Raw genomic sequence first — 22,926 nt, 5'->3', positions numbered from 1 at the left:
TCCGCTTGCGAGCGGCGGCAAAGCTTGGCATGAGCACGTCCGGGTCGCGTATCGGGGAATGAACCATGACGATACGCCGGGCGGGTTTCGCCCTTAGCGCCGCGATGCTCGCGGCATCGACCCTGCCCGCCTTCGCGGTCGAACCGCCCCCCTGCCCCGCCGACAACGGCGGCCCGTGCGACGAGGCGGCGAACACGCTGGTCGCCGACGTGATCGCCCGGTTCGAAAAGGCGAATGGCGAGGAGCAAGTTCAGGCCGCGCTGGCGCTCGTCGACCTCGTCGCCCAATATCGCACCCGCTTGTCGGAGCGGAACGCGTTCAGCGCCGACACGGGGCTGTGGATCTATTTTCGCGACGACCGCGACCCCGGTGATGGCGATTACCAGCGGGTGACGAACAAGATGCGCGGCTATGCCACCCGCGCCGCCGCCGCCAAGGACGTCGAGAGCGAGCTATTCTTCCTCGACTGGATGAGCCTCGGCCTGTCTTATGAAGAGCGGCTGGCGCATGCGCGGTTGATCCATCGCCGCGCCGCCGAACATGACCTGCTGACCACATCCCCGGCCCGCAGCGCCCGCGTCAGCCTCGAAATCTATGGCCGCGAACTGCTCGAACAGGGCCGCTATGCCGAGGTCGCGCGTGCGCTCGACGACACCTATGCCGAGCTCGAGGCGGCGGGGATGACGGTCGACAATTGGGAACTGCAACTGCGCTATGCCGAGGCCCTGAATTTGGTGCGCCGCGACGAGGAGTCCGATCGCGCTTTCGACGCACTGCTCGTCATGCTGGCGGGTCCCGCATATAACGACTATCAGCGCCAGTTCGCGAACAACCAGATCAGCTATTACCGCAATATCGCCGGTCGCTTCGCCGCCGCCGAGGGTCCGGGGCGCATCGCCGCGACCGAGGGCGAACGGCTGCAGGGCCGCGAAGACATCGGCACCCAGAAATCGCGCTATAATTTCGCGCTCGCGCTGCTCGGGCAGGGCAAGGCCGAAGAATCGCTGCCCTATTTCGAGGAGGCGTTGCCGCTCCAACTCGCGGCCGAACGCGGCGGCGGCTGGTACGACGCGAAGACCGATACGATCATCCTGCTCACCACCCTCGCCCGTGCCCGCGCGCAGGTGAAGGGGCGCGAGGCCGACGGGCTGACGGCGGCGATCGACGCCGCCGACCGGCTTCGTCAGCGGCGCGAGGCCGGGCTGGCCACCGACGACGCCAATCCCGCCGTGGCGGCGCTGGCAAAAGCGGTCGCGCGCGGTACCCGACGCAACCCGCAATCGGGCGCCTTCGACATGGTGATGTTCGCCGGCTGGGCCGCGCGCAATCAGGATAGCGCCATGGATCAGGCCTTTCTCGCGGCGCAGGACCTGACGCTCACCGATGCCGGCGACGCGATCAACCAGGCCGCCGCGCGCAATCTGGCCGGCACCGGCTCCCTCGGCGAACTGGTTCGCCAGCGACAGGACACCGCGCAGGCGGTGGTGTCGCTGAACCAGCGCTATCGCGACATGGCGCTCGGCAAGGACGAGGCCAAGGCAGGAGCGCTCCGCTCCGAACTCGATGCGGCGGCAGCGCGGCTCGCGCCGCTCGACGCGCGCATCGCCGCCGAGTTTCCCGACTATGCGACGCTGGTCACCCCCAAGGCAATCGACGTTGCAGCGGTGCAGGCATTGCTTGAGCCCGACGAGGCGGTGCTGATGCTGCTGCCGTCGGAGGGGCATCATTATGCTTTCGCAATTTCGAAGCAGGGCGCGCGGTGGCACCGCTTCGACGACGGCGCGGCACCCGTTGCCGCCGACGTCGCGCGGCTCAAATGCCGGATCGACGAGAATACCTGCTCGCTGCCCGACTATGACGCGCTGGTCGCCGCCGAGGACAAGGGCGGCCCCAGCCCGATCGACAAACGCTATCCGCGCTACGACCGTGCGGCGGCCTGGCGCCTCTACCAGCGCCTGATCGCGCCGGTCGCGGCCGCGCTGCCCGAAGGCGGACGCATCTACACCGTCGCGAGCGGGCCGGTGGCGGGGCTGCCGCTCGCCGCGCTGGTCGCGAGCGAGCCGGAGGGCGAGGCCGAAAGCGGCGCCGAGGCCGACCTTGCCGCGACCGACTGGCTCGCCAAACATTATCGCTTCGTCACCCTGCCCTCGGTCAGCGCGCTCGCGCTCGCCTCGCGCGAAAGCGGCGCGCTGCCCGCGTCGCGTCGTCCCGACCTGGTCGCCTATGGCGCGCCGACCCTCGTCGGCAACGGCAAGGCCGGCGCGCGCGGCGCCGACGGGACGCTGCGCAAGCGTGGCGGCATCGGGGTGCGCGGCGGCGGCCTGACGCTGGCGAGCGGCGACAAGACGATGGCGTCGGTCGACAAGCTCCGCAAACTCGACCCGCTGCCCGGCACCGTCACCGAACTGACCAGGCTGTCGGCGGCGATCGCTCGCGGTGGCGGCGTCCGCCTCGGCCGCGACGCGACCGAGACGGCGGTCAAGGCCGACCGCGAACTGCCCCGCGCGATCGCGGTCGTGTTCGCGACGCACGGGCTGCTCCCCGGCGAAATGGGCACCGGGTCCGAGCCCGGTCTCGTTCTCACCCCGCCGGGCAAGGCGAGCGCAACCGACGACGGCCTGCTCACGGCGAGCGAGGCGGCGGCCTTGTCCTTATCGGCGCGCTGGGTGGTGCTGTCGGCGTGCAACACCGCGACCCCCGGGGTCGAGGCGGGCGCCAGCGGCGAATCGCTGTCGAGCCTTGCGCGCAGCTTCCTCTATGCGGGGGCGGGCAATCTGCTGGCGAGCCATTGGCGCGTCGCGGACGACGCCACCGCGGCGCTCACCGTCGAAGCGCTCGCGAACAAGGACGCGACCCCGGCGACCGCGCTCGCGCTGGCGATGGAGGCGGTGCGCACCGGCAAGCGCGCCGACGGGTCGGTGGTCGAGGGATGGCAGCCGCACTGGGCGCATCCGGCGAGCTGGGCGCCCTTTACGCTGGTGACCAACCGCGATCGTTAGGCCGGGGAATGGCCGTCAGACGCGCGCGGTGCGACGCTGCCCTGTGTCGAGCCGCTCGGCGGCGGGATAAAGATCGGCCTCCTCGCGTTCGATCCGCATTCCGATCGCGTCGAGTATCGCCTCGGTTTCGCGGCAGAAACCCGGCCAGTCGCCGGCGACATTTTCCGCCGTCCAGCGCGCGTCATAGGCCATGAATTCTTCGGCCAGATGCCCCGTCTCGTGGACGAATTCGCCCGCCAGCCGCTTCAGGGCGGCATCGCCGCTCGCCAGAAGCCGCGGATAGAGGACCCAGTCCTCGCATTTCAGGTGACGCACCAGCGTGTCGCGAAACATGCCGCGCACCGCGGCGAGTTCGGTCGGGCGCGGCGGCTGCGGCGCGGCGGCGATATCCATCAGGAAGCGCGAGAGGGTGGCGAGGGCCGCATGTTCGGCGCGCAGTCGCCGCATTTCATGGACCATATGCATAGGGGCCGCCCGGTTTCGAGTGGTCCCTCGCAGCCCGTCCTAGGTCTTGCCCGTGAAAAGAGGGTTAAGCCGCATTTGCCATTGGGGCCGGCATGGGTGTTTGCCGACCGGTTTTGCGTCGAAAATCATTGCCAAACTGGCAGCGCCTGCCCGATCGACGGCGAGATTGCCGGACGATCAGTTGTTGTTGCACTCGCCGCCGGTGCAGTTATCGGGGTCGCCGCTGGCCGAAAGCGCGAGCGCCCCGCCCACCACGACAAGCACGCCGACCACGACCAGCGCCGTCGTCGTGCCGCCCGACAGATTGTTGCGGTTTTTGTCCGCCGGCCGCCCGCCGGGGGTATAGCGCGCCGGAGTCAGCCGCAGCCCCGCGAGCGAAAGCTGCGGTGCGGCATCGTCGCCGCGAAAGCCGAACTCCAGCCCCTCGCCGATCCGCCAATTGGGACTGCGCAGATCGCTGCCGCCGCTATGCTGCATCGGCGCAATGGTCAGGCCGGCGCGGATCATCGGCTTCTCGCGTCCACTTCCGCCCAGCGAGATGCGGATGCGCGCGCCCGCAAAACCGCCCATTTCGACCGGGCCGATTCCATTCATGTGCGGCGCGGGGCCGACCGTCTGGGCATGCAGTGGAGCGGCGCAGCTTGCCGCGAGCGCGATGATCCATATCGATGTTTTCATGGCGACTCCTCCCGCGCCGAATGTGCTGCCCGTTTGTGGCGGAAAGATGGACCGTCAGCCGCCGCGGCTCTTCATCAGCGGCTGGATTCGCGTCCCGAACGCCTCGACCCCCTCCAGAAAATCGTCGAAGGTCAGCAGCACCCCGCCGGTGTTCGGCACTTCGGCCATCTCGTCGAGCATACGCGCGACGCTGGCATAGCTGCCGACGAGCGTCCCCATATTGATGTTAACCGCGCCTTCGGGCGCCGCGAGCTGGCGAACGTTGGTCGTTGTATTATGCTTGTCGGCGGCGCCCTGGTCGATCAGCCACGAGATCGCATCGACATCGACCCCGTCGTTGTACGACTTCCATTTCGCATGCGCCTCCTCGTCGGTCTCGGCGGCGATGATCATCACCAGTACGAACACCGATACGTCGCGCCCGGTCTTCGCGGTCGCGACCGCGAGCCGCTCGTTGTTCGATGCGAAGGCGGTCGGGGTGTTCACCCCCTTGCCGAGGCAGAAGGCATAATCGGCCCATTGCGCCGAGAAGGCGAGCCCCTCGTCCGACGAGCCGGCGCAGATGATCTTCATGTCGCCTTGCGGAGTCGGGCGGACGAGGCAATCGTCCATCTGGTAATAATCGCCCTTGAAATCGCTGCGCCCCGTCTCCCATAATTCGCGCAGGATGCGGGCATATTCGTCGAGCATCTGATAGCGGTTGCGAAAATGCTCGTCGCCCGGCCACAGCCCCATCTGGCTATATTCGGGGCGCTGCCAGCCGGTGATCAGATTGAGCCCGAAGCGCCCGTGGCTGATGCTGTCGATCGTGTTGCACATCCGCGCCGCGAAGGCGGGCGGGATGACGAGCGTCGGGCAGGTCGCATAGATCTTGATCTTCTCGGTCACCGCGGCGAGCCCCGCCATCAGCGTGAAGCTTTCCAGCCCATATTCCCAGAACTCGGTCTTGCCGCCGAAGCCGCGCAGCTTGATCATCGACAGCAGGAAATCGAGCCCGTGCCGCTCGGCCGCCTGGGCGATTTGTTTGTTGAGGTCGAAGCTCGGCATATATTGCGGCGCGTTTTCGCTGATCAGCCAGCCATTGTTGTTGATGGGAACAAAGACGCCGACTTGCATGGCTTATCTCCTGAGGAAATCGAGGACGACGCGGTTGAAAGTCTCGGGATCGGTGACGTTGCAGGCGTGGCCGCCCCAATCGAAGATGTGCGTTTCGGCCCAGCCGACCGGCGCCGCGACATCGAGCGCGCTGGCGAGCGGCACGAGCATATCGTCGCGCGTCGCGATAACGAGCCATGCCGGCGTCGCGGTCATGTCGATCAGGGCGGGCGAATAGGCGCGCACCGCCGCGATGCGTTTTTCGACCGTCGCGGCGCCGGGAAAATGCGCGAGCTGCTGTTCGGCCTCGGCGACCAGTTCGGCATCATGCGCCGAAATCCAGTCGGGCGGATAGAGGAACAGCGGCTGGGCATGGAGGAAGGCGGCGGGGCCGCTACCCCAAAGCAGGTTGAGCCGGACGTCGAAGCAGCGCGCGGTATGCGGGTCGAGCGTGCGCCAGCCGTTGACGACAACGAGCCGGTCGATCCGCGTCGTCATGATCGCCAGTTCGATCCCGATCATGCCACCAAGCGCGTGGCCGACGAAGCTCGCCTCCCCGATATCCAGCGCGTCCATCAACGCGATCACATCGGCCGCCATGTCTTCGACCGACGTCGTGGGTGGCAAATCGCGACGGCTGCGCCCCGTCCCGCGATGGTCGTAGAGCAGGACGCGGTAATCCGCTGCAAGTGCGGCGAGGTTGGGCGCCCAATAGCTGGCCGATCCGCCCAGCCCCGGCGACAGGATCAGCGGCGGCGCATCCTCCGCCCCGTGAAGTTCAAAATAGAGGCCCGCGGCCTCAGCCAATGTGCGCGACGCTCGCGATCTCGACGAGGCAGTCGGCCTTCACCAGCTCGGCCTTGATGCAGTAGCGCGCGGGCTTGGCGCCCGGGAAATAGTCGGCATAGACCGCATTGAACGCCGCATAATCGGCGAAGTCCTTGAGGAAGATATGGTTCATCGCGACATCCTCGAGCGTCGCACCGGCGGCCTCCAGCGTGATCTTGATGACATCGAGCACATGCCGCGTCTGCGCCGCCGCATCGCCGATATGGAGCACCACCCCGCCCTCGCCGAGCGCGAGGACGCCCGACACATAGACAGTGTTCCCGGCCTTCGCCCCCGCAGAATAGGGCGCGATCGGGGTCGGGAATTGCGGCGGGTTGATCGGTTCGAACGGCACTATTCTTCTCCCCGGGGTTGTTGGCCGATGCTGCCGCAAAAATCGGCTACATTGCTCACCCAGCCAAAGAATTTTTCGACATTATAGACGGTCGCGTCGCGCACATAGTCCGGACCCAGATGATGCGTCGCGTCTTCCAGCATCACCGAAAAATATTCGAGGTGGAACGCATCGCGCAGCGTCGATTCGACGCAGACATTGCTGGCAATCCCGACGAAGACGATCGTGCGGATGCCGCGCGACCGCAGGGTGCTGTCGAGCTGTGAGTTGAAGAAGGCCGAATAGCGCGTCTTGTGTAGCCGGATGTCGCCCGGCTGCGGCGCAAGCGCCTCCACCAGCTCATAATCCCACCCGCCGCGCGCCAGAAGCTGCCCCCGCAATTCGGGCCGCGCGCGCATCGTCTTCAGCGCATTCGACTTGTGCCAGTTCGGCGACCCCGGCCCGCCCGCCTCGACATATTCGGCGTCCCAGCCATTTTGCAGATAGATCACCGGCATGCCCGCGCCGCGCGCGACGGTGAGCACCTGCACGATCCGCCCGATCACTCCCGCAGCGCCCGAAATGTCGAACCCCGCAAGGTCGACATAACCGCCCTTCGACGCATAGGCATTCTGCATGTCGATCACGACGACGGCGGTCGCCCGCGGGTCGACGATCAGCGGTTCGGGCCGCGCGGGCAGGGTCAGCTTCGTCCCGTCGCCGGGTGTGGTATCGACCGCAATCGCCATGGGGTCCCCTTCAAGCCAGGGCGGCAGCTTCCCCGAAAGCGGCAGGCGATGCAAGCCACCGCCGCCCGAAAGAAAACCGGCGGCCTTTTGAGGGGCCGCCGGTGCGAATTTTATGCCATTTCCTTCTTGCGCGAGGCCTTTTTGCGCTCGTGCGGGTCAAGCAGCGCCTTGCGGATTCGGATGTTCTTCGGGGTCACTTCGACCATTTCGTCGTCGTCGATATAGGCGATCGCCTGTTCGAGCGTCATGCGTTTCGGCGGGGTCAGGCGGATCGCGTCGTCCTTGCCCGTCGAGCGGAAGTTCGTGAGCTGCTTCGACTTCATCGGGTTGACCTCGAGATCGTCGGGCTTGGCATTTTCGCCGATGATCATGCCCTCATAGAGCGCCTCGCCGGGCGAGACGAAGAGGATGCCGCGCTCTTCGAGCGGGCCAAGCGCATAGGCGACAGCGTCGCCGTTGCCGTTCGAGATCAGCACGCCGTTCTGGCGGCCGGCGATATTGCCCTTGTACGGGCCATATTTCTCGAACAGGCGGTTCATGATGCCGGTGCCGCGCGTATCCGACAGGAATTCGCCATGATAGCCGATCAGGCCGCGCGACGGGCCCGAGAAGGTGATGCGCGTCTTACCGCCGCCCGAGGGGCGCATGTCGGTGAGGTCGGCCTTGCGGACCTGCATCTTCTCGACGACCGTGCCCGAATGCTCGTCGTCGACGTCGATGACGACGGTTTCATAGGGTTCGGTGCGTTTGCCGGCCTCGTCCTCGCCGTACAGCACGCGCGGGCGGCTGATGCCGAGTTCGAAGCCTTCACGGCGCATCGTTTCGATGAGCACGCCGAGCTGGAGCTCGCCGCGGCCCGCGACTTCGAAGCTGTCCTTGTCGGCGCTTTCGGTGATGCGGATCGCAACATTGGTTTCGGCTTCGCGGAACAGGCGGTCGCGGATCATGCGGCTCGTGACCTTGCTGCCCTCGCGGCCCGCCATCGGCGAATCGTTCACCGCAAAGCGCATCGACAGCGTCGGCGGATCGATCGGCTGCGCGGCGATCGGTTCGCTGACGCTGGTGTCGGCGATAGTGTTGGCGACGGTCGCCTGCGAAAGCCCGGCGATCGCGACAATGTCGCCCGCGCGCGCTTCCTCGACGGGAACGCGCTCCAGACCGCGGAAGGCGAGCAGCTTCGACGCGCGGCCGGTTTCGATCACCTTGCCGTCCATGTCGATCGCGTGGATCGGCTGGTTGACCTTGACCGTGCCCGACTGGACGCGGCCGGTCAGGATGCGGCCGATGAAGTTATCGCGGTCGAGCAGCGTGGCGAGGAAGGTGAAGGGACCGTCTTCGGGCAGGCCCGGGGTCGGGACATGGCTGACGATCGTCTTGAACAAAGGCTCGAGCGTGCCTTCGCGCGCGTCGGGGCTGTCCGACGCGAAACCGCCGCGGCCCGAGGCGTAGAGGATCGGGAAGTCGAGCTGTTCGTCATTGGCTTCGAGCGTCAGGAACAGTTCGAACACCTCGTCGAGCACTTCGGCGGCGCGCGCGTCGCTGCGGTCGATCTTGTTGACGACGACGATCGGCTTGAGGCCGAGCGCGAGCGCCTTGCCGGTGACGAACTTGGTCTGCGGCATCGGGCCTTCGGCGGCGTCAACAAGCAGGATGACGCCGTCGACCATCGAGAGGATACGCTCGACCTCGCCGCCGAAGTCGGCGTGGCCGGGGGTGTCGACGATGTTGATGCGCGTCAGGTCGGCGCCTTCGCCCCATTCGACGCTGGTGCACTTCGCGAGAATGGTGATCCCGCGTTCCTTTTCGAGATCGTTCGAGTCCATCGCGCGCTCTTCGACGCGCTGGTTGTCGCGGAAGGTGCCCGACTGACGGAAGAGCTGGTCGACGAGGGTGGTTTTGCCGTGATCGACGTGCGCGATGATGGCGATGTTGCGCAAAGACATGCGGAAAGGCCTTGATTGTGAGGGAGCGGCAGTGGCTGCCGCGATCGGCGCGCGCCTAGCAGAAGCCTTGTTGCAGCGCAACGAAATTGCCGAAGTTGGCGAAGGTGTTGCGGAGCGTGGCGCGCGCCGAAGAAGTTTCAATAACTATTGAAACTTCAGAAATTCACGCTATAACGAGTCGCGTGGATCCCTCGTCCGCCCCCGACTCTCCATCGCCGCCGTTTCGGCTCTCCCCGCTAGCGCAGGCTTTTGTCCTGCATTTCGGCGAGATGGGGAGCCGCTGGGGGATCAACCGCACCGTCGGACAGATTTATGCGATGCTGTTCCTCGCCGACGGTCCGCGCCATGCCGAGGAGATCAGCGAGGCGCTGGGGCTGTCGCGCGGCAGCGTCTCGATGGGGCTGAAAGAACTCGCAAGCTGGCGGCTGGTGCAATTGAAGCACCTGCCCGGCGACCGGCGCGACTATTATGCGACCCCGCGCGACGTGTGGGCGATCTTCCGCACCCTCGTCGAGGAGCGCAAGAAGCGCGAGATCGACCCGACGCTGACGACGCTGCGCGCGCTGCTGATGGAGCCCGCGACCGACCCCGCCGACCGCTTCGCGCAGGAACGCATCGCGGCGATGCACGAACAGATCGAGCTGCTCACCGACTGGTATGCCGAGATGGAGCGGCTCGATACCGAACGGCTGCTCCAGCTTTTGCGGCTCGGCGAGCGTGTGGTAAAAGCGCTCGAGTTCAAGGACCGCATGCTTGGCCGCGGGAAGGGTGTCTCGACCGCCTCGACAGGCTCGGGACAGGCTTCGCTCGACACAAACGGGGGGTAGCAGACGACGATGGACGCACTTGACCCGCTGATCCTCGCGCGCATCCAGTTCGCGGCGAACATCAGTTTCCATATCCTGTTCCCGACGATCACGATCGCATTGGGCTGGGCGCTGCTCGGCTTCAAACTCGCGTACAACCGCACCGGCAACGCGGCGTGGATGGACGCGTACCGCCTGTGGGTGAAGGTCTTCGCGCTGAGTTTCGCGATGGGGGTCGTCTCGGGCATCACGATGAGTTTCCAATTCGGCACCAACTGGCCGGGCTATATGGAAAAGGTCGGCAATGTCGCGGGGCCGTTGCTCGCTTATGAGGTGCTGACCGCCTTTTTCCTCGAGGCGGTGTTCCTGGGGATCATGCTGTTCGGGTTCAGCCGCGTGCCGAACTGGGTGCACACGCTCGCCACATGCCTGGTCGCGGGCGGCACGACGCTGTCGGCCTTCTGGATCATCGCGCTCAACAGCTGGATGCAGACCCCGGTCGGCTATGAGATCCGCGATGGCGTCGTCCATGCGACCGACTGGTGGGCGATCGTCTTCAACCCGTCGATGCCGTACCGCCTGATGCACATGCTGCTCGCCTCGGCACTCACCGTATCCTTCCTGATCGCGGGTATGTCGGCGTGGCGCTGGCTGCGCGACGGCGGCGGCGAAGGGGTGCGGCGCACGCTGAAAGCCTCCCTCTATGCCGCCGCACTGCTGATCCCGGTGCAGATTTTCGTCGGCGACATGCACGGGCTCAACACGCTCGAACATCAGCCGCAAAAGATCGCGGCGATGGAGGCCAATTGGGAGACGCGCAGCCATGTCCCGCTCGTGCTGTTCGCGATCCCCGACGAGAAAGCGCGCACCAACCATCTGGAAGTCGCCGTGCCGTCGGGCGCGAGCCTCATCCTGAAGCATGAAGCCGCTGGCGTCGTTCCCGGGCTCAACGATTATGAAGGCAACCATCCCCCGGTCGCGCCCTTGTTCTGGGGATTCCGGATCATGGTCGGGCTGGGGGTGCTGATGCTGGCGATATCGTGGTTCGGCGCGTGGAATGTCTGGCGGCGCGGGGTCGATGGCCTGCCGCGCTGGTATGCGCGCGCGCTCGTCGCGATGACCTTCGCCGGCTGGGTCGCGACGCTCGCGGGTTGGTATGTCACCGAGATCGGACGCCAGCCCTGGCTGGTCACCGGGGTGCTCAGGACCGCCGACGCGGTGGGACCGGTCGGCAGCGCGATGGTCGCGAGTTCGCTGACGCTGTATCTTACGGTCTATGTGGTGCTGCTCGCCGCCTATATCGCGGTGCTCTACCGCCTCGCGCGGCTCGGCAAGGCGGCGCCCGACGCGAAGGCGATGTTCCCGATCCCCGGCGCCGCGCCCGGTCCCGCCGAACCGCTCGAAGAGGGAGTGACGCCATGACGCCGTTCGTCGATCCCTGGTGGCTGCCGGTGATCTTTGCGGGCCTCATGGGCCTGTCGATCCTGCTCTATGTCATCCTCGACGGTTATGACCTCGGCGTCGGCATGCTGACGCGGCTGGAGAAGGACGCGAACCGCGACCTGATGGTGGCGTCGATCGGGCCGTTCTGGGACGCGAACGAGACCTGGCTGGTGCTCGGTATCGGGTTGCTGCTCGTCGCCTTTCCGGTCGCGCATGGGTTGATCCTGACCCAGCTGTACCTGCCCGTCGTGCTGATGCTGGTCGCGCTGATCCTGCGCGGGGTGTCGTTCGAATTCCGCGCCAAGGCACCGCCCGAACAGAAGCATCGCTGGGACGCCGCCTTCTTTTATGGCTCGCTGCTCACCGCGCTCTGCCAGGGCTATATGCTCGGCGCCTATGTGCTGGGGTTCGACCAGAGCCTGTCGTCGGTATTGTTCTGCCTGCTCGCAGCGCTCGGGCTGGTCGCGGGCTATCTGTTCGTCGGCGCCTGCTGGCTGGTCTACAAGGTCGAGGGCGATTTGCAGAAGCGCGCGGTGCGCTGGGCCGAGGTGACTTTGTGGCTGACCGCGCTGGCGATGGCGATCATCTCGATCGCGACGCCCCTGCTGTCGGAGCGCATCTTCGCGCGCTGGTTCCGCCTGCCCGAGATCATCGCGCTGCTGCCGATCCCGATCGCCGCCGCGACGCTGTTCGCCGGGCTCGCGATCTTCCTGCGCCGACCCTTGCGCGAAAAGGACGAACTGAGTTGGGTGCCGCTGGCGACCGCGGGCATCTTGTTCGCGCTGGGCTTCGTCGGCATCGCCTATAGCTTCTACCCCTATCTGATCGCCGACCGGCTCGACATCTGGCAGGCGGCGGCGTCACCCGAATCGCTGAGCATCATCCTGATCGGCGCGCTGTTCGTGCTGCCGGTGATTTTGGGATATTCGATCCTGTCGCACTGGATCTTTCGCGGGAAGGCGACGCATTTGAGTTATGAGTGAGGGGTGGGCGGGCTGTCCGCTTTCATCCGACACAGACTGGGTTCGGGGTTCCGGCGCCGCGCTCAGACGTCGAGATTGCTGACGCGCTTCAATTCCGACCGCAGGCGTTGCTCGTCGAAGGCATGCTGCTCGAACGGGCCACCGCGCTCCACCCAGAACAGGAACAGATGCGCCGACCATTGGTTGGGATTGGGCGTCATGCGACCGTGGCGCAGGTCGATGCCGCGATAGAGGACGGCGTCGCCGGGCTGCATCGCGACCGCGGTAAAGGGTTCGTCACCGAAATCGTCGACGCACGGCCCCTCACCCTTCACCGGCACCGACCCGACCTCCAGCGACCAGGGTACAGCGTCGCTGTAAACGAGCGTGAGCGACACGCTGTGCTCGCACGAGGGGCGATCCGAATGGACCCGGCAGATGTCGTCCTTTCCATAGATGCGGAAATAGTCGTAGCTGGGCAGCAGGTCCGCCCCGGTCAGTTCGCTGACGATCGGCGTCAGGCCCCACAAAAAGGTCGTCAGCGGCCGGTAGAAATGGCCGGAGATGTCGATCGTCTGCTTCTTGGAGAGCGGGTGCGGCTTGGCAAAGGTGTCGAAACTCTTGCCCGCGGCCGACAGGTCGAGTTCGATCTGCCGGAACAGGTTCGCGGCGACCTCCGGCGGGATCAGGCCCCGGATCGTCGCATAGCCATCGTCTTTATAATTGCCTTCGATTCGCATGCGCCGACTTACCGCGCCTTGGCCGCCTGCCGAAGCCCGATTTTCACGGCGCGCTATTTGGCCGCTTGCCGCCGTTCGTCATCCCGGATCAAGTCCGGGGTGACGGGTGGGGTGAAACGGTCAGAGTCTGGCACGGCGACGACGCCGCGTGATAGTCGGCGCCCCAGCGGCGATAGCCGGCGGCGTCGATGTGGAAGCGGGTGACCGTGTAGATGCCGAGACCGACGTCGAAGCGCGCGCCGGTGCGGGCGTGGAGGGGGCAGAGGCGCGCGATCAGATCGTCGCGTGACAGCGGCGCGACCGGTTCGAGGTCGAGCGCCGCGAAGCGGAGGTGGCGGCTCGCTTTCGCGCCCTTGAAACAGCTGTTGGCGACGGGGTCGCGATAACCCGACACGATACGCACCGGCCCGGTGACGGGGACCAGTTCATCGCGGATATAGCGCAAGGTCGGCACCATCGCGGGCCAGAGCGCGCGCGGCGGGACGGCGAAGGGTTGGGCCGCCTTGCAGCGCCGCCAGCGCGCGTCGCTGCGCAAGATGTCGGCGAGCGGCAGGACGTCGGCGACGCCCCGGCTTTTCAGATAGGCCTCGATTCCCACGACATCGTTCTTCGCGGCGCCGAGGCGCCAGGCGGCGAAGAGATCGGCGTCCTTTTGCGGCGCGACGCCGATGATCGGGGCGACCGAGCGGGTGAGCAGCGCCCAGCCGGCGGCCGCGGCGACGATCAACAGCAGCGCGGCGACCAGCGCGCGCCTCACAGCATCGCGACCAGTCGCTCGACCTCCTGCCCCGCAGCCCGCGCGGCGCGGACGAGGTTCGCCTGGAAATCGCCGCCGCTTGTGTCATTGGCATCGTCGGTGACCGCCTTGATCGCGGCCCAGGGCTTGCCGAGGCGCGCCGCGACCTGTGCGACCGCGCCGACCTCCATATCGACGAGCGTCGCGCCGAGATTGGCCTTCAAATCGGCGGCGGCATCGGGGCAGGCGACGAAGCTGTCGCCGCTGGCGATGCGCGCATGCGGCAGGCCGAGGCCGGGGTCGGCCATCGCGGCGAAATGCGCTTCGCCCGCTTCGCCCATCGGCCAGTCGCCGGCGCGATAGCGGCGGAAAAGACCGGGCTCGTTCGCGCCATAATCATGCTGCACCGCCTCGGCGAGCCAATAGGCGCGGCCGGGTTCGGCGCCGAGCGCGCCGCAGGTGCCCGACATGAGGAGGATGTCGGCGTCGGCCGCGAACAGCCCGGCGGCGAGCGCGGCGTTGACCTTGCCGAGGCCGCAGATGGCGACGGTGATGCGGTGGCCGTGGGTTGTGAGGCGGCGGACGGGGAAGGCCCCGTGGATCGGGGTGCGGGTGCCGAGGAAGAGGGCGTCGGCCTCTTCGGCGAGCGCGGCGAGGATGAGGAGGTTGGCCATGGGGCGTGTCTAACCCCGTTTCGGTTCGTGTCGAGCGAAGTCGGGACAGCTTTGCGCCGCGCCAATGTCCCTCGACGACGCTCGGGACGAACGGCGGGATCCGAGTGTTCGGTTGGCATAGCGCTGTAACCTCTTGCGGCGCGGCCGCGAACAAGGGGACTCAAACCCCCGCACCATCCAAGGACCCCGCCATGACCCGCAACATCATCCTCGCCGCCCTGATCGCCGCCGCGCCGCTGGGCGCGGGCATCGCGCATGTCGCGCCGGCCTTTGCCGCCGACAAGAGCGAGGTGGCGTTCGTGAAATTCACCCAGCCGGCATTCGACGCGGCGCGCGCCAGGGGGCAGCGCATCCTGATCGACGTCCATGCGCCCTGGTGCCCGGTGTGCGCACGCCAGCAGCCGGGGATCGCCGCCGCGCAAAAGCTGCCCGCGAACCGGAATGTCGTGGTGTTCCGGATCGATTTCGACAGCCAGAAGGATGTCCAGCGCCCGCTCGGCGTCACCCGCCAGTCGACGCTGATCGCGTATAAGGGCAAGACCGAGACCGGCCGCCTGCTCGGTGAAACCGACCCCTCGAAGATCGCGCGGCTCGTCGCCTCAACGCGCTGAGCGGCGCGCCGGACCGCGATCATGGACCTGCCGACATGCTGCTGACGCTGGGCGCCGCCTTTCTCGCCGGGGTGCTAACGATCTTGTCGCCGTGCATCCTGCCGATCCTGCCGATCGTGCTGGGCGCGGCGAGCAGCGAACATCGCTGGGGACCGGCGGCGCTGGCGATCGGACTCGCCACCGGTTTTGCCGCGCTGGGCCTGCTCATCGCGACCGTCGGCGTGTCGATCGGCATCGACCCGACGGCATTCCGCCGTGTGTCGGCGTGGTTGCTCATCGGTTTCGGCCTGATCCTGATTGTCCCGTCGGCGCAGCGCGCGATGACGCGGCTGCTGACGCCGATCGGCGATTGGGCGAACCGCCGCAGCCAGGGCGGCCCGCGCCGCGGCGTCGGCGGCCAATTCGGGCTCGGGCTGTTGCTCGGCGCGGTGTGGAGTCCGTGCGTCGGGCCGACGCTCGGCGCCGCGCTGTTGCTCGCGAGCCAGGGGCAGGAGCTGGCGCAGGCGGGCGCGGTGATGCTGGTGTTCGGCATCGGCATCGCGATTCCCTTGCTCGCGATCGGCCTGCTCGGACGGCAAGCGCTGCTGCGCGGGCGCGACCGGCTGGGCAAGGCATCGAACCGGGGCAAGCAATGGCTCGGTTTCGGCCTGCTGCTCGCGGGGGTGCTGGTGCTCTCCGGCTGGGACAAGGCGATCGAAACCTGGTTCCTGATCCACGGACCGGCGTGGGCGAGCGACTGGTCGACGCGCTTCTGATCGGACCTTGCCAAGCCGCTGCGGCGTCGTCATCACGCGCCGAATGCTCGCGCGCATCTTCCCCGACCGCTTCGTGCCCTTGCTCCTCGCGACGATCCTGCTCGCCAGCCTGCTGCCGGTGCGAGGAAGCATGGTGCCGGTGGCGCAGTGGGTTTCGACCGCGGCGATCATATTCCTGTTCTTTCTCAACGGCGTCCGCCTGCCGCGTGACGAGGTGCTGCACGGCATCCGCAACTGGAAATTGCAGGGGGGCGCGCTGACCTTCTGTTTCGGGATCATGGCGCTGTTCGGGCTCACCGCGCAGGCGGCGACCGCATCCTTCCTGCCCGCGACGCTGGCGCTCGGCTTTCTGTTCCTCGGCATCCTGCCCTCGACCGTCCAGTCGGCGACCGCCGCGAGCAGCCTGGCGGGCGGCAATGTCGCGGCGAGCGTCGTCGCGGCGGCGCTGCTCAACCTGATCGGGGTCGCGGCCTCGCCCTTGCTGTTCGCGGGACTCGCGGGGAGCGCGGGGGAGATTCATGGCGAGGCGGTGCTGCGTATCGTCGCGATATTGCTGCTGCCCTTCATAGCGGGACAATTGGTGCAGCGCTGGCTGCGGCCATGGGTGCTGGCGCACAAAGAGCTGGCGACCTTCATGGACCGCACCGCGATCGCGATCGCGGTCTATGTCGCCTTTTCGGCCGCGGTCGTCGCGGGCATCTGGCAATTGCTCGACGGGCGCGAGATCGCGATCGTGTTCGGCGTCGTCGGGGTGTTGCTGGCGCTGGCGTTCGGCGGGGCCTGGGCGGTCGGCGCGCTGTTGAAGCTCGCGCGGCCCGACCGGATCACCCTGCTGTTTTCGGGGGCGCAGAAAAGCATCGCGGTCGGCGCGCCGCTCGCCGCGACGCTGTTTCCGCCCGCGGTCGCGGGCATGGTGCTGGTGCCGATCCTTGTCTATCATATGGCGCAGCTGATCCTGTCGGCCTGGCTGGCGCCGGTGCTGGGCAGCGCGAATGAAGTGTGATGCTTGAATAACACAGTGCCGCGTGCCATATAGGCAAGCGGTACGGGGCCCGAAAGGAAGACGAATGAGCGAGCAGACCGCAACCGCGACGGCAACCGACGAACTGAAGCTGACCCCGCCCGATCCGGTGCCCGTGGTGTCGCCCGAAAAGGCCGCGGGCCTCGTCTCGCTGTCGACCGAGCAGAAATCGAAGCTGGAAGAGCGCGTCGACGGCTTTATCGACGATCTGGTCGCGCAGGACGAGAACAGCCCCGAATTCGGCCAGCGGATCGACCAGATCACCAATATGGGCCGCAAGGAAATGCTGGAGGCGGCGAACCAGTCGAACCGCTTCCTCGACCGGCCAGTGAAGGCGATGGACCGCGACAGCGACATCGGCATGAACCTCATTGAACTGCGCAACACCGTCGAGCGGCTCGACCCGTCGGCGAACGGCAAATTGCTGTCGAAGCGCGGCTTTCTCGACAAGATTTTCGGCAGCAGCGTCACCAATTATTTCGCGCAATATCGCAGCGCCCAGTCGCATATCTCGGGCGTGCTGACCGCCTTGTCGAACGGCAAGGACGAGCTGTTGATGGACAATGCCGCGATCGACGTCGAGCGCCGCAAGCTGTGGGAGGCGATGGGCAAGCTCGAGCAGATGATCCACATCGCGGGCACCCTCGACGCGCGGCTGGAGGCCAAGGCCGAGGAACTCGACGGCACCAATCCCGCGAAAGCCAAGGTGCTGCGCGAAAATGCGCTCTTCTATGCGCGGCAGCGGACGCAGGATTTGCTGACCCAGATGGCGGTGACGGTGCAGGGTTACCTCGCGCTCGACCTCGTGAAGAAGAACAATATCGAGCTGGTGAAGGGGGTCGACCGCGCGAGTACGACCACCGTCGGCGCGCTCAAGACCGCGATCACCGTCGCGCAGGCGATGACCAACCAAAAGCTGGTGCTCGAACAGATCACCGCGCTGAACACCACCACCGCGAACATCATCGACGGCACGTCGAAGATGTTGAAGGACAACACCGCGCGCATCCACGAACAGGCCGCGTCGAGCACGATCCCGATGGAGACGCTCAGCCGCGCCTTCCAGAACATCTATGACACGATGGATGCGATCGACACCTTCAAGCTCAAGGCGCTCGACAGCATGAAGACCACGGTCCAGTCGCTCGAGGGCGAGGTCGCCAAGTCGAAGGGCTATATCGCGCGCGCCGAGGGCGCGAGCCAGGCGCAGGCGAGCGTCGGCGGGGCCGACAGCCCGCTCGCCTCGCTCGAAGCGTGAGCGGAGCCGCGATGACTATGAGCGAGGTCGACAAGATCAGCGCGCTCGGCAATGCCGCGATCGAACGGTCGCGCGAGCGGCGGCGGCCGATCGGGACCAAGAGCGTCGCGCTGCGCCGCCAGCATCTGTACAAGAAGCTGGGACGGATACTGGTCGCTGCGGGGGTCGTGTTGCTCGGCGCGGCGGTGTTCGGGTTGCTGATCCAGCCGCTCGGCTTCGTCGGCCTGCTCGCGCTCACCGTGCTGCTGATCGGGGTCGCGATACTGTTCGGCCGCTCGCCCTTCCCCGAGCCGCGCCAGGCCGACCTGCCCAAGACCGATTTGAAGCAGCTCGCGGGCCGCACCGAAATCTGGCTCGAAGCGCAGCGTCCGGCGCTACCCGCCCCGGCGCGGACGCTGGTCGACGGCATCGGGGTGCAGCTCGACCTGCTCGCGCCGCAGCTCCAGACGCTCGATGCGTCGAGCCCCGCCGCGTCGAACATCCGCAAACTCGTCGGCGAGGACCTGCCCGAGCTGGTCGCGGGGTATCAGCGGATTCCCGCCGGGCTGCGCGGCGAGGCGCATGCGGGGCGGACACCCGACGAGACTTTGGTCGGCGGATTGAAGACGCTGGAAAGCGAGATCGGCCATGCCGCGCGCAGCCTGGCGGCGGGCGAACTCGACAAGCTGGCGACGCGCGAACGCTATCTGCAGCTCAAATATCAGGGTGTCGGCGACGAGGACGGACCCGCGCCCCTCTGAAATTCCAGGCGGCTTACTGGCGGTTAACGCCCTGACTCTATAGCATCGGCTTTCCGGAACCGGGTTTCGGGAGGCATAGTTGGACGAAATCACAGACGGACCGCGAACGCGCGATGATGCCGGGACAAGGGGCAGCCGGGGCCGTGCCGCGCTGATCCTGTTCGCGCTGGTCTTCGCGGCAAGCCTGTTCGGCATCTACACGCGCCCGATCGGTTTCCTTGCCAATTTGTGGCCGGCCAATGCGATCATGCTCGCCTTCCTGCTCCGTGTCCCGGCGGGCCGGACATGGCAGGGCTGGCTTGCGGCGGCCGCTGCCTATCTGGCGGCCGACCTGCTGACCGGGGCCAGCCTGCCCAAGGCGCTGCTGCTCAACAGCGCGAACCTGGCGGGCATCGCGACCGCCGCCGCCATTTATGCGCGCCGGCCCGCCGACATGATCCGGCTGCGGCAGCCTGCGTCGATGCTGTTCCTCGTCCTGACGGTCGCCGCGGGGGCGGCCGTGGCCGGCGTGATCGGAGCGGTCGCCAACCCCTGGCTGTTCGGGCGGCAGCTGTTGTCGGGATGGTCCTTCTGGTTCGCGACCGAGTTCGTCAACTATGTGACGATCCTGCCGCTGCTGCTGGCCGCGCCGCCTTTCGGCGCGCTGCCCGGCGCCGTGCGCGACGGACTGCGCGCGCTGCCGACGGCGCGCATCCTTCCAATCGTCGCGCTGGCGCTGTCCTGCCTGCTCGCGGCGATCGTCGGCGGCCCCGGCGCGATCGCCTTTCCGGTTCCGGCGCTGCTGTGGTGCGGTTTGACCTATCGCGTCTTCACCGTCGCCATCCTGACCCTCTTGTACGGCAATTGGGCGCTGATCGTTCTCGCCTCCCGGACCGGCGTCGATGCGGAAATGATGATGATCTCGATCCGGCTCGGCGCCGCGCTGGTCGCGATCGCGCCGGTCACCGTCGCCTGCATCGCCGAAAACCGCAACGAGCTGCTCGGCCGGCTGCGCCATATCGCCGCGCATGACCATCTGACCGGGACCCGCGCCCGCGGCGCCTTTCTGGACGATGTGCAGGCTTCGCTGGCCAATGCGCGCGAGCCCGCCGCGATCCTGATGATCGACATCGATCATTTCAAGGCGATCAACGACAATCACGGCCATGCCGCCGGCGACCGGTTGCTGCAGTCCTTTTCCGGGCGCGTCCGGTCGTGCCTGCGCGCCGGCGACCATTTCGGCCGGATGGGGGGCGAGGAGTTCGCCGTCTTCCTGCCCGCGACGAACCGGGCCATGGCGAGCCGGATCGCCGCCGGCATCCTCGGCGCGCTGCGTGACGATCCGTTCGAGGTGGACGACGATCGCGCGATCACCCTGACCGCCAGCATCGGGATCGCCCTGATCGACGGATCGTCGCCCCCGGCGACAGAGTCGTTGTTCGCCGCCGCCGATGCGGCCCTTTACCGGGCGAAAGGTGCCGGGCGAGACCGGATCGAAGTCGCGCGGCACGACCCCGTCGCGCTGGCCGGCTGACCCGCGCCCGCACGCGCGCATCGCTTGCCAAGCGCGAGTGCCGGCGCCACAAGGTCCCGGATGTTCGACCAGTTTTTCGCTTCCGAAAATGTGATCTTCAGCGCCGCGCTGTTATTGATGTTGCTGATCGGCGCGGTGCAGGCGCTGGGCGTCGTCGGCGATGTCGATGGCGCGCATGTCGGCGACCATGACGGCGACGCCGGCGCGGCCGAGGCGCTACTCGCCTGGGCGGGGATCGGGCGCGTGCCCTTTCTGATGTGGCTGGTCGTCTTCCTCGCGCTGTTCGGGACACTGGGGCTGGGGTTCCAGCAACTGCTGACGGCGCTGACCGGCGGCCCCGCGACCAGCCTGTTGGCGGCGCCGGTGGCCGCGGTCGCCGCGCTCCCGCCGACGGGCGCCGCGGCGCGGGTGATCGCGCGCGTCTTCCCGGGCATCGAGACCACCGCGATCGATCGCGACGAATTGATCGGCACGCGCGCGACGATCACCGTCGGAACCGCATCGCCGGGAAATCCGGCGCCCGCCAAATGCACCGACCGTCACGGCCAGCCGCACCAGATCATGGTCGAGCCCGACAGCGCAGACCAGCGATTCCAGACCGGCGAGACGATCTTGCTGGTCAAGCGCGACGGCGAAATATTCAAAGGCTTTTCAAACGGCGATTTCTATTTACCCCGCCTCGACTGACCTTAAGATTGCCCCATGGCGCCCCCGATTCTGGGGGCCGAAAACAAGCTTTGGGGGCAGTAAAATTCCATGATGATTGAAATTGCGATCTACGCCGGCGTCGGGCTTGCGGTCCTGCTGATCCTGGGACTGATCATCACCCGGCTTTATCGCCGCGCGACGAAAGAAATAGCTTTTGTCCGCACCGGATTTCGCGGCGAACGCGTGATCATGAACGGCGGCGCGCTGGTGCTGCCGGTGCTCCACGAAACGATGCCGGTGAACATGAACACCGTGCGGCTGGCGGTCGAGCGCAAGAATGTCGATGCGCTGATCACGCTCGACCGGCTGCGCATCGACGTGAAGGCCGAATTTTACGTCCGCGTCCGGCCCGATGCCGGCGCGATCGGGATGGCGGCGCAGACCTTGGGCCTGCGCACGATGAACCCCGAGGCGCTCAAAGACCTGGTCGAGGGCAAGTTCGTCGACGCGCTGCGCTCGGTCGCGGCGGGCATGACGATGAACCAGTTGCACGAACAGCGCGCCGATTTTGTGCAGAAGGTGCAGCAGGTCAGCTCGAACGATTTGTCGATGAACGGACTCGAACTCGAATCGGTGTCGCTGACCGGACTCGACCAGACGTCGATCGAGCATTTCAACGCCAATAATGCCTTCGATGCCGAGGGCCTGACCAAGCTGACCGAGCAGATCGAGCTGCGCAAGAAGGCGCGCAACGACATCGAACAGGATACGCGCGTTCAGATCGAGACCAAGAACCTTGAGGCCGACAAGCGCAGCTTCGAGATCAGCCGCGACAATGAATTCGCGCGGCTGGAGCAGGAGCGCGAGGTCGAGATGCGCCGCGCCGTCCAAGCCGCCGAGATCGCCCGCGAACAGGCGCAGCGCAACCAGGAGGCCGAGGGTGCCCGCATCCAGGCCAAGCAGCTGGTCGATGCCAAGCAGATCGAGGCCGATCGCGCGATCGAGGAAGCGCGCATCGCGCAGGAGCAGGCGGTCGAGCTGGCGCGGCAGGAGCAGCAGATCCTGATCCAGAACAAGAGCCGCGAGGAAAGCCAGGCGCGCGGCGAGGCGGACGAGGCGCGTGCCGTCGCGGTCGCCGCCGAGGAACAGGTGGCAACCGCGCGCGAGACCGAGATCGCCGAGCGGTCCAAACGGATCGAGCTGATCGAGGCGGCGAAGGAAGCCGAGCGGCAGGCGATTTCGGTGAAGGTGCAAGCCGAGGCGGAGAAAGAAGCCGCGTCGAACCGCGCGGCGGCGCTGCGTTTCGAAGCCGAGGGCGAAGCCGACGCCGAGAGATTGCGTGCCGAGGCGGCGCGCGTCCGGTTCGAGGTCGAGGCCGCGGGCCAGCGCGCGATCAACGAGGCGGCGAACATCTTGTCGTCGAACCAGATTTCGCTGCAGACCAAGATGGCGCTGCTGAAAGTGCTGCCCGAGGTGGTGCGCGAAGCCGCCAAGCCGATGGAGGCGATCGATTCGATCAAGATCGTCCAGGTCGACGGGATCACGCAGAATGGCGGCGGGAGCGGCGGATCGGGCGGCGGCACCGGCGACCATGGCGGTGGGGGCGGCGGCAACCTCGCCAGCAATGCGGTGTCGGCGGCGCTCGCCTATCGCGCGCAGGCGCCGGTGATCGACGGGCTGATGAAGGAACTCGGTTTCGACGGCGGCTCGCTCGACGCGCTGATCGGCGGCGCGACCGCCGAGGCCGGGTTGCCGGTCGCGACCCCCGCTCCGCGCGCAGGCCGAAAGCCGCGCCCCGCCGCGCCCGAACCGGTCGAGGACGACGACGAAGCCTGATTTTTCTGGTCTTTCCAACCCCCGCCGGCTGAAGGCTTGCAGGGGTTGGGGTGGTTGGCGGACCGAAAGATCCTCCCTGTCGCGAAGCGATG

The 22,926-nt window shown here is 67.0% G+C and carries 22 protein-coding genes; 12 read left to right on the top strand and 10 right to left on the bottom strand.

The features are described from left to right. The first annotated feature begins 65 nt into the window (after positions 1 to 65). The gene (locus tag AC07U1_RS07630) at positions 66 to 2,999 is read left to right on the top strand and encodes a CHAT domain-containing protein (RefSeq protein WP_495176930.1); all 2,934 of its coding nucleotides are present in this window, start codon (positions 66 to 68) and stop codon (positions 2,997 to 2,999) included. Positions 3,000 to 3,014: 15 nt separating this feature from the next. Here the strand turns inward: AC07U1_RS07630 and AC07U1_RS07625 are convergent, their stop codons facing one another. The 7 genes from AC07U1_RS07625 to typA all read right to left on the bottom strand — a co-directional run bounded on the left by AC07U1_RS07625 (position 3,015) and on the right by typA (position 9,091). Then, complete coding sequence (locus tag AC07U1_RS07625) at positions 3,015 to 3,464, bottom strand: hemerythrin domain-containing protein (RefSeq protein WP_495176931.1); 450 nt, start codon at positions 3,462 to 3,464, stop codon at positions 3,015 to 3,017. Positions 3,465 to 3,641: 177 nt separating this feature from the next. Beyond that, positions 3,642 to 4,142 carry a hypothetical protein gene (locus AC07U1_RS07620; RefSeq protein WP_495176932.1) on the bottom strand — a complete coding sequence of 167 codons (501 nt, stop codon included), beginning with the start codon at positions 4,140 to 4,142 and terminating at the stop codon, positions 3,642 to 3,644. A 54-nt stretch (positions 4,143 to 4,196) separates the two neighbouring features. Beyond that, on the bottom strand, positions 4,197 to 5,258 hold the full coding sequence (gene rutA, locus AC07U1_RS07615; protein ID WP_495176933.1) for a pyrimidine utilization protein A: 1,062 nt from the start codon (positions 5,256 to 5,258) through the stop codon (positions 4,197 to 4,199). A gap of 3 nt (positions 5,259 to 5,261) precedes the next feature. Next, a complete protein-coding gene (rutD, locus tag AC07U1_RS07610; protein WP_495176934.1) occupies positions 5,262 to 6,044 on the bottom strand; it encodes a pyrimidine utilization protein D in 783 nt (260 codons plus the stop codon). Next, positions 6,037 to 6,420 (bottom strand): pyrimidine utilization protein C, encoded by a 384-nt coding sequence (rutC, locus tag AC07U1_RS07605; RefSeq protein WP_495176935.1) that lies wholly within the window; start codon positions 6,418 to 6,420, stop codon positions 6,037 to 6,039. Before rutC ends, rutD begins: the two co-directional genes overlap by 8 nt. Beyond that, the gene (gene rutB / locus AC07U1_RS07600; RefSeq protein WP_495176936.1) at positions 6,420 to 7,148 is read right to left on the bottom strand and encodes a pyrimidine utilization protein B; all 729 of its coding nucleotides are present in this window, start codon (positions 7,146 to 7,148) and stop codon (positions 6,420 to 6,422) included. The genes rutC and rutB overlap by 1 nt, the downstream gene beginning before the upstream one ends. Before the next feature lie 110 nt (positions 7,149 to 7,258). After that, the gene (typA, locus tag AC07U1_RS07595; RefSeq protein WP_187141268.1) at positions 7,259 to 9,091 is read right to left on the bottom strand and encodes a translational GTPase TypA; all 1,833 of its coding nucleotides are present in this window, start codon (positions 9,089 to 9,091) and stop codon (positions 7,259 to 7,261) included. A gap of 269 nt (positions 9,092 to 9,360) precedes the next feature. On the opposite strand from typA, the gene AC07U1_RS07590 reads away from it, so the two are divergent. From AC07U1_RS07590 to AC07U1_RS07580, 3 genes are read left to right on the top strand one after another with little or no spacing between them, the layout of a single operon-like run. Beyond that, positions 9,361 to 9,918, top strand: coding sequence for a GbsR/MarR family transcriptional regulator (locus tag AC07U1_RS07590; RefSeq protein WP_187141267.1), 558 nt, complete (start codon positions 9,361 to 9,363; stop codon positions 9,916 to 9,918). Positions 9,919 to 9,927: 9 nt separating this feature from the next. After that, positions 9,928 to 11,319, top strand: a complete 1,392-nt coding sequence (locus AC07U1_RS07585) for a cytochrome ubiquinol oxidase subunit I (RefSeq protein WP_187141266.1) — start codon at positions 9,928 to 9,930, stop codon at positions 11,317 to 11,319. Then, entirely contained in the window at positions 11,316 to 12,323 is a 1,008-nt protein-coding gene (locus AC07U1_RS07580; RefSeq protein ID WP_187141265.1) for a cytochrome d ubiquinol oxidase subunit II, read from the top strand. The genes AC07U1_RS07585 and AC07U1_RS07580 overlap by 4 nt, the downstream gene beginning before the upstream one ends. Positions 12,324 to 12,385: 62 nt before the next feature. Here the strand turns inward: AC07U1_RS07580 and AC07U1_RS07575 are convergent, their stop codons facing one another. From AC07U1_RS07575 to AC07U1_RS07565, 3 genes are all read right to left on the bottom strand, one after another. Continuing rightward, positions 12,386 to 13,042 (bottom strand): hypothetical protein, encoded by a 657-nt coding sequence (locus AC07U1_RS07575; RefSeq protein WP_495176937.1) that lies wholly within the window; start codon positions 13,040 to 13,042, stop codon positions 12,386 to 12,388. A gap of 88 nt (positions 13,043 to 13,130) precedes the next feature. Continuing rightward, a complete protein-coding gene (locus AC07U1_RS07570) occupies positions 13,131 to 13,799 on the bottom strand; it encodes a D-Ala-D-Ala carboxypeptidase family metallohydrolase (protein ID WP_495176938.1) in 669 nt (222 codons plus the stop codon). Further along, positions 13,796 to 14,452, bottom strand: coding sequence for a 5'-methylthioadenosine/S-adenosylhomocysteine nucleosidase family protein (locus tag AC07U1_RS07565; protein ID WP_495176939.1), 657 nt, complete (start codon positions 14,450 to 14,452; stop codon positions 13,796 to 13,798). The genes AC07U1_RS07570 and AC07U1_RS07565 overlap by 4 nt, the downstream gene beginning before the upstream one ends. Positions 14,453 to 14,643: 191 nt before the next feature. On the opposite strand from AC07U1_RS07565, the gene AC07U1_RS07560 reads away from it, so the two are divergent. From AC07U1_RS07560 to AC07U1_RS07525, 8 genes are all read left to right on the top strand, one after another. After that, positions 14,644 to 15,063 (top strand): thioredoxin family protein, encoded by a 420-nt coding sequence (locus tag AC07U1_RS07560; protein ID WP_492737513.1) that lies wholly within the window; start codon positions 14,644 to 14,646, stop codon positions 15,061 to 15,063. A gap of 35 nt (positions 15,064 to 15,098) precedes the next feature. Further along, positions 15,099 to 15,818, top strand: a complete 720-nt coding sequence (locus tag AC07U1_RS07555) for a cytochrome c biogenesis CcdA family protein (RefSeq protein WP_495176940.1) — start codon at positions 15,099 to 15,101, stop codon at positions 15,816 to 15,818. A gap of 43 nt (positions 15,819 to 15,861) precedes the next feature. After that, the gene (locus AC07U1_RS07550) at positions 15,862 to 16,821 is read left to right on the top strand and encodes a bile acid:sodium symporter family protein (RefSeq protein WP_495176941.1); all 960 of its coding nucleotides are present in this window, start codon (positions 15,862 to 15,864) and stop codon (positions 16,819 to 16,821) included. A gap of 64 nt (positions 16,822 to 16,885) precedes the next feature. Next, a complete protein-coding gene (locus AC07U1_RS07545; protein ID WP_492737519.1) occupies positions 16,886 to 18,097 on the top strand; it encodes a toxic anion resistance protein in 1,212 nt (403 codons plus the stop codon). 17 nt (positions 18,098 to 18,114) lie between these two features. After that, positions 18,115 to 18,837: a hypothetical protein gene (locus AC07U1_RS07540; RefSeq protein ID WP_495197678.1), complete on the top strand. Its 723-nt coding sequence runs from the start codon at positions 18,115 to 18,117 to the stop codon at positions 18,835 to 18,837. A gap of 79 nt (positions 18,838 to 18,916) precedes the next feature. Beyond that, positions 18,917 to 20,350, top strand: a complete 1,434-nt coding sequence (locus AC07U1_RS07535) for a GGDEF domain-containing protein (protein WP_495176943.1) — start codon at positions 18,917 to 18,919, stop codon at positions 20,348 to 20,350. 60 nt (positions 20,351 to 20,410) lie between these two features. After that, positions 20,411 to 21,037 (top strand): OB-fold-containig protein, encoded by a 627-nt coding sequence (locus AC07U1_RS07530; protein WP_187141255.1) that lies wholly within the window; start codon positions 20,411 to 20,413, stop codon positions 21,035 to 21,037. 69 nt (positions 21,038 to 21,106) lie between these two features. After that, positions 21,107 to 22,834, top strand: a complete 1,728-nt coding sequence (locus AC07U1_RS07525) for a flotillin family protein (protein WP_495176944.1) — start codon at positions 21,107 to 21,109, stop codon at positions 22,832 to 22,834. The last annotated feature ends 92 nt before the right edge of the window (positions 22,835 to 22,926 follow it).

Source organism: Sphingopyxis sp. GW821-FHT02C12 (genome assembly GCF_059421785.1).
This window is presented reverse-complemented; position numbering and strand designations above follow the sequence as displayed.

Coding starts and splice junctions, on each gene's coding strand:
- AC07U1_RS07565 (WP_495176939.1), bottom strand. CDS start 14,452: ATGGCCAACCTCCTCATCCTCGCCGCGCTCGCCGAAGAGGCCGACGCC.
- AC07U1_RS07630 (WP_495176930.1), top strand. CDS start 66: ATGACGATACGCCGGGCGGGTTTCGCCCTTAGCGCCGCGATGCTCGCG.
- AC07U1_RS07590 (WP_187141267.1), top strand. CDS start 9,361: ATGGGGAGCCGCTGGGGGATCAACCGCACCGTCGGACAGATTTATGCG.
- AC07U1_RS07525 (WP_495176944.1), top strand. CDS start 21,107: ATGATGATTGAAATTGCGATCTACGCCGGCGTCGGGCTTGCGGTCCTG.
- AC07U1_RS07555 (WP_495176940.1), top strand. CDS start 15,099: ATGCTGCTGACGCTGGGCGCCGCCTTTCTCGCCGGGGTGCTAACGATC.
- AC07U1_RS07560 (WP_492737513.1), top strand. CDS start 14,644: ATGACCCGCAACATCATCCTCGCCGCCCTGATCGCCGCCGCGCCGCTG.
- typA (WP_187141268.1), bottom strand. CDS start 9,091: ATGTCTTTGCGCAACATCGCCATCATCGCGCACGTCGATCACGGCAAA.
- AC07U1_RS07580 (WP_187141265.1), top strand. CDS start 11,316: ATGACGCCGTTCGTCGATCCCTGGTGGCTGCCGGTGATCTTTGCGGGC.
- AC07U1_RS07585 (WP_187141266.1), top strand. CDS start 9,928: ATGGACGCACTTGACCCGCTGATCCTCGCGCGCATCCAGTTCGCGGCG.
- rutA (WP_495176933.1), bottom strand. CDS start 5,258: ATGCAAGTCGGCGTCTTTGTTCCCATCAACAACAATGGCTGGCTGATC.
- rutB (WP_495176936.1), bottom strand. CDS start 7,148: ATGGCGATTGCGGTCGATACCACACCCGGCGACGGGACGAAGCTGACC.
- AC07U1_RS07620 (WP_495176932.1), bottom strand. CDS start 4,142: ATGAAAACATCGATATGGATCATCGCGCTCGCGGCAAGCTGCGCCGCT.
- AC07U1_RS07575 (WP_495176937.1), bottom strand. CDS start 13,042: ATGCGAATCGAAGGCAATTATAAAGACGATGGCTATGCGACGATCCGG.
- AC07U1_RS07540 (WP_495197678.1), top strand. CDS start 18,115: ATGAGCGAGGTCGACAAGATCAGCGCGCTCGGCAATGCCGCGATCGAA.
- AC07U1_RS07545 (WP_492737519.1), top strand. CDS start 16,886: ATGAGCGAGCAGACCGCAACCGCGACGGCAACCGACGAACTGAAGCTG.
- AC07U1_RS07625 (WP_495176931.1), bottom strand. CDS start 3,464: ATGCATATGGTCCATGAAATGCGGCGACTGCGCGCCGAACATGCGGCC.
- AC07U1_RS07550 (WP_495176941.1), top strand. CDS start 15,862: ATGCTCGCGCGCATCTTCCCCGACCGCTTCGTGCCCTTGCTCCTCGCG.
- AC07U1_RS07530 (WP_187141255.1), top strand. CDS start 20,411: ATGTTCGACCAGTTTTTCGCTTCCGAAAATGTGATCTTCAGCGCCGCG.